Here is a 5,929-nt window from a genome sequence, read left to right as displayed (position 1 = left end):
CGTCGGCTCGCTGGAGACCGGCAAGCTCGCCGACCTCGTCGTGGTCGACTCCGGGACCTACGACCTGGTCGCCGTGATGCGCCGCGGCCGCTGGGTCCTGGGCGCCGACGGCTTCTCCACCGTCAAGCCCGCCTGACCGCCGCACCGCGGAACGACGACGGCCGCCCTCCCCCGGACGGGGACGGGCGGCCGTGGTGCGTCGGCGACGAGCGGCGGCTCAGCCGCCGGGCTCGATGGTGACCTGGTCGATCAGGACCGCCCCTGAGGGCACCGTGAACGTCACCGAGTTCGGCCCGGCCGCGAACTGCGGCAGTATCCAGGTCGTGTACCAGGCGGAGTTCTGGTCCTTGGGGGCCGGACCGTAGACCTTGTAGGTCATCCCGGACGGCCAGTCCTTGCCGTTCACCGCAGCCGCGCCCTTGATGTCCGGGCCCAGGTAGTTGTAGTGGACGGTCAGCTTGTACGAACCGGCCGCGGCGACGTCGCCGGACCAGGTCACCGAACCGCCCGGCTGGAGGGTCAGGTAGCTGCCGTCCGTCGACTTGGCGCCCTTGACGGTGTTGCCGGACGGCGCGTTCTGCGCCTGCAACTGGCTCGCGTCCACGGTCGACGGGCCGGAGATCACGGTGGCGCTCGACGAGGGGGAGGCTCCGGCCGTGGTGCCGGTCGGCCCCGGGGTGGTGGGGCCCGGCGCGGCGGTGGTGGCGGCGCCGCCCTTGCCTGTCTTGTCGCCCTCCTGGCCACCCGTGGACAGCGCTATCCCGGCACCGATCGCGATGGCCGCGACCACGGCGACCGCGCCGATCACCGCGCCCTTGCTCCGGCCGCTGCTCGGCCGCTCGTCACCCGGCTGCGGGCGGGAGTGCTCGGCGTAGCGGGTCTGCTGGGTCGGCGGGGCGCCGTACTCGCCCGGCTGCTGCGGCACGCCGGGCTGACCGTACGGGGCCTGCGGCTGACCGCCCGGGTACCCCTGCGGCGTGCCCGGCTGGCCGTACTGCTGCTGCTGCGCCCGCGGCGGGTAGCCGTAGCCGTACTGGGCGCGCCCGACCTCCATCGGCCGGTTGTACGACGTGCGGGGGACACCCTGCTGCGGCTCGGCCGGCTGCCCGGTGGAGCCGTCGGCCGGACGGTAGAGGTAGCCGAACGGGTCGTCGTCCTGCGGGGCACCGCCCCCCTGGCCCTCGGGCACTCCGTTGCTGCCGGCGGTCGTCACGGTGGTCTGTTCCCCCATCCGGTGCGCGCCGCCGGGCTGCGGGCGGCGCAGATCGTGGACGCTGTCGTACCGGGAACCCTACCTGTCCTGTGTGACGGCGGGAAAAGAACCCTTGACAACTCACGGGTAACCCGGCCAGGGCGCCGCCGCGGCGGTGTCGTCCGTCCGCGTCCGGTCTCAGCCCGCGCGCCGGTGCGAGCGCTCTCCGCGCGCCCCGCGCACGGCCCCGCCGCGCGCCCGCTTCTCGTCGTACATCCGTTCGTCCGCGGTGTGCAGCACCTCCTCGATGCTCATGCCGCAGCCGGCCCAGCCGATCCCGAGGCTCACCCCCACCCGCATCGCCCGCCCGTCGATCCGCATCGGCGGGATGATCGCGTTGCGCAGCCGGTGGGCGAGGTCCTTGGCCTCCTCGCGGCCGATGCCGTCGGCCAGCACCACGAACTCGTCGCCGCCGAGCCGGGCCACCGTGTCGCCGTCCCGGACGGCCTGGCTCAGCCGCCGCGCGACCTCGACCAGCACCGCGTCGCCCGCGTTGTGGCCGAAGCGGTCGTTGATCGACTTGAAACCGTCCAGGTCGCAGAAGAGCACCGCGAGCCCCTTGTCCGGCACGGCCGCGCCGCCGGAGCGGAACGGCGCGGACCAGGCCTCGCCGCCCGGCCCGTGGTCGGCCGGGACCACGGCGTGCACGTGCTCCCCGTAGCCCGGGCCGATCCCCGGCGGCGGACCGCCCTCGGGCAGCCCGTAGCCGTGCACGGCCCCGGCGTACGGGTCCGCGCCCTCCAGGCCGTCGTGCGCCGCGTGCGCGCTGTAGGAGTCCGCCGGGTAGCCGTACGGCGGGGGGTAGGCCGCCTCGACCGGACCGGCCGGGTAGCCGTACGACGGGGGGTAGGCGGCCTCGACCGGACCGGCCGGGCCGGCCGCGGCGCCGACCGGCTGCGGCTGGGAACAGAGCCGGCGGGCCAGCCGCGCCTTGAGCTCGGCACCGTTGGGCAGCCCGGTGAGCGCGTCGTGGCTGGCCCGGTGGGCGAGCTGGAACTCGTGCCGCTTGCGGTCCTCGATGTCCTCGACGTGGGTGAGCAGGAAGCTCGGCCCCTCGGCCGCGTCCGCCACGATCGAGTTGCGCAGACAGACCCACTGGTAGCCGCCGTCCCGCCGGGACAGCCGCAGCTCCGCCCGGCCGCTCTCCGCGCTGGTGCGCTCCAGCAGGGCACGGTCCTCGGGGTGGACGAGGTCGGCGAAGCTCTGCTGGCGCAGCACCGCGCGGGGGCGGCCGAGCAGTCGGCAGAGCGCGTCGTTGACCCGGGTGAGCTGGCCGCGCCCGGCGCCGTGCAGCTCGGTGATGGCCATCCCGCTGGGCGCGTACTCGAAGGCCTGGCGGAAGCTCTCCTCGCTGGCCCGCAGCGCCTGCTGCTCCTTCTCCAGCCGGGCCAGCGCGCGCTGCATCTCGGCCCGCAGCCGGGCGTTGCCGATCGCGATGGAGGCCTGCAGCGAGAACATCTCCAGGGCCTCGCGGGTCCAGGCCCCGGGCCGTTTGCCGCTGCGCGGGCGGTCCACCGAGAGCACCCCGAGCAGGTCGCCGCCGGCGCTGTACATCGGGGCGAGCAGCCCGTCGGCGGGGTGCCAGTCGTTGGCGTACACGGGCAGCGTGCCGTCCCCGATCCAGCGCGGGATGTCGCTGGCGACGGCCCAGCCGCGGTCGTACGGCAGGAAGCGCAGGGTGCCCCAGTGGTCGCTGACGCCGAGCAGCCGGTCCCAGGACTCCCGTGAGCCGACCTGGCCGAGCAGCACGGAGGGGCCGCCCATCGGGCTCTCCTCCAGCTCCCAGACGGCCGCCACCACGAGGTCGCCGTCGGGCCGGACCAGGCTGACCGCGGCGGCGTCGAAGCCGAGCCCGTGCACCGCGCCCTCGACGACGGCCTGCAGCGTGCCCGCGAGGCTGCGGGCAGCGTTGAGGTCCGCCACGACCCGGTGCAAGGTGCGGAGGGTCGCGAGACGGACGTACGGCTCCGACTCGGCTTCCATGCGGGGGCTCCCCGGCTGCTTCGGATAGTTCTTGATTGGTTATCGTCCGATTGCCAGAAGAACTGAATCACAGGGAGCACAGCGTTCGGCACGCTCGGTCAGCAATAGGGCGCCACTTGTGACTTAAATCACACGACACTAATGCGCCCTTAATCAGCTCATCCGCCCCATAGCGGGACATAAAGCGCTATCAGGGCCTTTTCCCTGGTCGACCTCGGCGGCCCGGAGCTGAAGCCGGCTGCACCCGCCGGTGCGCCGACTTCACCCCTGCGAGTGAGTCCGGACACCGGCCGCGACACCCCCGGCACACCGCCGGTCCTACGACCATGGCCCGATGCCGTTTCCCGCGGGTGACGACTACCGTGCGGTACGTGTACCCGTCGCCGCAGCCCGAAGCTGCCCCCCATGCCACGCCCGACGAGTTCCGGGCAGCACTCTCCCAGCTCGCCGCCGGTGTGAGCCTGGTGACCGTCCACGACCCGGAGGACGGCGAGGACATCGGCATGACGGCCACGTCCTTCCTGTCCGTGTCGCTGGAGCCGCCGCTGGTGCTGATCTCGGTCCGCGAGGACTCCCGGACGGACGAGGTGCTCTCCCGGGTCGACACCTGGGCGGTCTCGGTGCTGACGGAGGGGCAGAAGACGATCGGCTCGCGCTTCGCCATGAAGGGCCGGCTCAGCGACCGCCTGCTGTTCGCGGACACCCCGCACCACCGCGGCCCGCACACCGGCGCCCCGCTGATCGAGGGTGCGCTGGCCACCGTCGAGTGCCGCACCGAGCAGCGGATACCCGCGGGTGACCACACCCTGCTGCTCGGCCGCGTCCTGGAGGCCGCGGTGCCCGACCCCGGCGGCCGCCCGCTGCTCTACTTCCGCGGCGGCTACCGCACCCTGGGCTGAGCTACTCGCCGCCCCGCGGCGGGCGGCGCCCCTGCTTCACCTCGGAGCGGTGCCGCTTGGTGAACAGCCGGCGCTCGACCATCCCCCGGCTCGGCTTGGTCGCCCGCCGGGACTTCGGCGGCGGTGCGCACGCCTCGGTCAGCACCGCCGACAGCCTGGCCCCGGCCGCCTCGCGGTTGCGCCACTGCGAACGGAACTCCGAGGCCTGGATCACCAGCACCCGGCCGTCCACGAGCCGACCGGCCAGCCGCTCCAGCGCACGCTCGCGCCACACCTCGGGAAGCGCCCTGGTGGAGGCCAGGTCGAAGCGCAGCTCGACCTTGGAGTCGGAGGTGTTGACGTGCTGGCCGCCGGGGCCGGAGGAACGCGAGAAGCGCCAGACGAGCTCGGCGTCGGGAACGACCACCGACCCCCGTACGCGGATGGGCTCGGGCATGTGCCCATCATCCCGCGCCCGACCCGCCCGGTCACCAGGTTATCCGCGGCCCCTCGCCGCCGACCGGCACCCGGTTACCCGCGAGCGCCGCGAGCCCCGACAATGGCGTACGTGATCGAGCTCGGCTACTCCCTCTCCAACCGCTTCCCCGACCCCCCGCAGACGGACTACCGCACCGCGTCCGTGCACGCCCTGCGGTACGACCTGTTCTGCGGCGACGTCTACCTGGACGCCGAGGGCGCCGAGCTGTCCACCGCGTGGGGCTGGGTGCCGGTGCTCGACTTCGCCTGGGCGCTGTGCGACATCGCCGAGCACCTGGACCGCGACCCGGACGGCAGCCGGGCCGCCCGGGTGCAGACCGCCGACCTGGACTTCACCCAGAACACCGAACTGCTGCGCTTCGCCCGCCGCTTCAACTGGGTCGAGGTCACCGCGACCTGGCTGCCCGACGAGCCGCCCGCCGTGATCCGCCACAGCGACCTGCGGCGCGAGGCCCGGGACTTCCTCCAGGACACCCTCGCCGACCTGTTCGACATGCACCCCGACCTGGCCGACAACCCGAACATCTGGTCGCTGCAGGGCCGGTTCCGCCGCGTCTGACACCTCTCTTTGCCGCCGCTTTGCCCCGGCATTCGCCCCCACGAAGAATTCACGGCACCTGCGGAACCAAGCCGCCGGAGTATTGCGTTGTCCCGGGAAAAAGCGCACGAAGCGAACGAAGGGACTGCAATCGTCATGCCAGTGAGCCTCTCCAAGGGTGGCAACGTCTCGCTGACCAAGGAGGCCCCCGGCCTGTCCGCGGTCACCGTCGGCCTGGGCTGGGACGTCCGCACCACGACCGGCGCCGAATTCGACCTCGACGCCAGCGCGATCGTCCTGAACGCGGACGGCAAGGTGCTCTCCAACGCCCACTTCGTCTTCTTCAACAACACCAGCACGCCGGACAACACCGTCGTGCACACCGGCGACAACCGCACCGGCGAGGGCGCGGGCGACGACGAGTCGCTCAACGTCAACCTGGCCGGCCTCCCGGCCGAGGCCGTCAAGATCACCTTCCCGGTCACCATCTACGACGGCACCGCCCGCGGCCAGAGCTTCGGCCAGGTCCGCAACGCCTACATCCGCGTGGTGAACGCCACCGGCGGCGCCGAGATCGCCCGCTACGACCTCTCCGAGGACGCGGCCACCGAGACCGCGATGATCTTCGGCGAGCTGTACCGCAACGGCGCCGAGTGGAAGTTCCGCGCCGTCGGCCAGGGTTACGCCTCCGGCCTGGCGGGCATCGCCCAGGACTTCGGCGTCCAGATCTGACGCACCCCCCGGACGACGCCGCGGCGCGGGGAGCCGGTCCTCCGGCTC

General features: G+C 73.1%; 6 protein-coding genes. 3 read left to right on the top strand and 3 right to left on the bottom strand.

The annotated features are described in order from the left end of the window. Positions 1-217: 217 nt before the first annotated feature. Together ACFV0O_RS41010 and ACFV0O_RS41005 are read right to left on the bottom strand one after the other, a co-directional pair. Positions 218-1,213, bottom strand: a complete 996-nt coding sequence (locus ACFV0O_RS41010) for a hypothetical protein (protein WP_380350032.1) — start codon at positions 1,211-1,213, stop codon at positions 218-220. A gap of 177 nt (positions 1,214-1,390) precedes the next feature. Further along, on the bottom strand, positions 1,391-3,235 hold the full coding sequence (locus ACFV0O_RS41005; RefSeq protein ID WP_380350029.1) for a diguanylate cyclase domain-containing protein: 1,845 nt from the start codon (positions 3,233-3,235) through the stop codon (positions 1,391-1,393). A gap of 326 nt (positions 3,236-3,561) precedes the next feature. Here ACFV0O_RS41005 and ACFV0O_RS41000 point away from each other — a divergent pair, with 326 nt between their 5' ends. Beyond that, positions 3,562-4,134 (top strand): flavin reductase family protein, encoded by a 573-nt coding sequence (locus tag ACFV0O_RS41000; RefSeq protein ID WP_380350026.1) that lies wholly within the window; start codon positions 3,562-3,564, stop codon positions 4,132-4,134. Position 4,135: 1 nt separating this feature from the next. On the opposite strand, the gene arfB is transcribed toward ACFV0O_RS41000, so the two are convergent. Continuing rightward, positions 4,136-4,570, bottom strand: coding sequence for an alternative ribosome rescue aminoacyl-tRNA hydrolase ArfB (gene arfB / locus ACFV0O_RS40995; RefSeq protein ID WP_360264103.1), 435 nt, complete (start codon positions 4,568-4,570; stop codon positions 4,136-4,138). 102 nt (positions 4,571-4,672) lie between these two features. On the opposite strand from arfB, the gene ACFV0O_RS40990 reads away from it, so the two are divergent. Continuing rightward, positions 4,673-5,170 (top strand): hypothetical protein, encoded by a 498-nt coding sequence (locus ACFV0O_RS40990; RefSeq protein WP_380350022.1) that lies wholly within the window; start codon positions 4,673-4,675, stop codon positions 5,168-5,170. A 135-nt stretch (positions 5,171-5,305) separates the two neighbouring features. Then, a complete protein-coding gene (locus ACFV0O_RS40985) occupies positions 5,306-5,881 on the top strand; it encodes a TerD family protein (protein ID WP_360264097.1) in 576 nt (191 codons plus the stop codon). Positions 5,882-5,929 lie beyond the last annotated feature (48 nt).

The organism is Kitasatospora sp. NPDC059577 (assembly GCF_042735475.1).
Taxonomy (GTDB): domain Bacteria; phylum Actinomycetota; class Actinomycetes; order Streptomycetales; family Streptomycetaceae; genus Kitasatospora.
This window is presented reverse-complemented; position numbering and strand designations above follow the sequence as displayed.

Excerpts from the sequence above, each read along its gene's own strand:
- ACFV0O_RS40990 (WP_380350022.1), top strand. The coding sequence starts at position 4,673 with ATGGCGTACGTGATCGAGCTCGGCTACTCCCTCTCCAACCGCTTCCCC.
- ACFV0O_RS41005 (WP_380350029.1), bottom strand. The coding sequence starts at position 3,235 with ATGGAAGCCGAGTCGGAGCCGTACGTCCGTCTCGCGACCCTCCGCACC.
- arfB (WP_360264103.1), bottom strand. The coding sequence starts at position 4,570 with ATGCCCGAGCCCATCCGCGTACGGGGGTCGGTGGTCGTTCCCGACGCC.
- ACFV0O_RS41000 (WP_380350026.1), top strand. The coding sequence starts at position 3,562 with ATGGCCCGATGCCGTTTCCCGCGGGTGACGACTACCGTGCGGTACGTG.
- ACFV0O_RS40985 (WP_360264097.1), top strand. The coding sequence starts at position 5,306 with ATGCCAGTGAGCCTCTCCAAGGGTGGCAACGTCTCGCTGACCAAGGAG.